This is a genomic window from Aureimonas ureilytica (assembly GCF_001475935.1).
GTDB lineage: Bacteria > Pseudomonadota > Alphaproteobacteria > Rhizobiales > Rhizobiaceae > Aureimonas > Aureimonas ureilytica_A.
The window spans coordinates 1-1,108 of the sequence record NZ_LDQA01000168.1 but is presented as its reverse complement, the minus strand read 5'-3'; the positions used below and the strand labels follow the sequence as shown (position 1 = coordinate 1,108).

General features: G+C 67.6%; 1 protein-coding gene and 1 pseudogene. Both read right to left on the bottom strand.

All coding sequences use genetic code 11. From position 1 onward, the window contains the following. Positions 1 to 785: hypothetical protein (locus NS365_RS23300; RefSeq protein ID WP_058602637.1), on the bottom strand; the 785-nt coding region annotated here is incomplete at its 3' end. Positions 786 to 794: 9 nt separating this feature from the next. Then, positions 795 to 1,108, bottom strand: a pseudogene (locus NS365_RS23295) (flagellar motor stator protein MotA); the annotation flags it as partial.

Genomic DNA, 1,108 nt, shown 5'->3' with positions numbered 1-1,108 from the left:
GCCGGCGTGCTCGTCTGGCCGACCTGGAAACAGGCGACTTCGCCGAGCGTGGTCGGATGTTCGGCCAGAAGCGCGCTCACGCGCATGTCGGCCTTCTGGAATCCGGCTTCGAGCCCCTTGGTCCAGCTTTCGTCGACGATCGAGGGGCTGGTGTCGGGGATGACGGCCAGCGCGCGCTTGTGCGTCGCGAGGACCGACTCGGGGATGGCGACCCGCATTGCCGCCACGCAGCGTCCGATCGACAGCTCGAATCGGAACTCCACGAACTGCCGGCTGTCGGCCGGGATCAGCGCATCGACCTTGGCGCCGATCTCGTCGGCGATGAGGCGGTCCGGCGCCATGGCGAGCGGGGCGATGTCGCCGAACACGCCGTTGCCGCAGTCCACGAAGGCGCGCAGCGCGTTGTCGGCGAAGAACCGGGCGACGCTGGTGAGCGGGCGACCGGCTTCGGGCTTGTTGCGCCCGTCGCCACCGAAGGCCGCTTCCGCGATCGTGTCGGCGAAGAACGGGCCGGCGGCGAGAATGGCGGTCTCGCGCCATTTGGGCGAGCGCACGGTCAGCGCGAGCTGGGTCTCTGTGGCGCTCATCGAGCCGGCATCGAACGTGAAGTTCGAGAGATCCACGAACTCGATCTTGAGGGGCGTGGCATAGTTGGCGTTGATCTTGGCCGTTGCGGCCTCGGCCCAGGCGGCGCCGATGATCTTGAGGCGGGGATAGCGGTCCGGTTCGATCCGGGCCGCCGAGCGAAGACGCTCCCCGATGCGGCGGTCGGTAACGGTGTCCATGGAGCCTCCTTAAGCCGCGGGAGCCGCTGCGCCGCCGCCGATCGTCTCGGCTTCGACCTGGTCGATGGTCGGACGGTCATAGGCGGAGATCGCCTTGCGGCCGTATTCGAGCGCCACCTGCGGCAGGGCGCCGTTCATGTAGGCGATCAGCGTCTGCTTGATGATGACATACATGCGCATCTGCTTGTCGCGTACGGACTTGATCTTGGCCGCCATCGGGGCGAACACGCCGTAGGAGAAGAAAATACCGGCGAAGGTTCCCACCAGCGCCGCGCCGACCAGATGGCCGAGCACTTCGGGCGACTGGTCGAGCGCGCCCATGG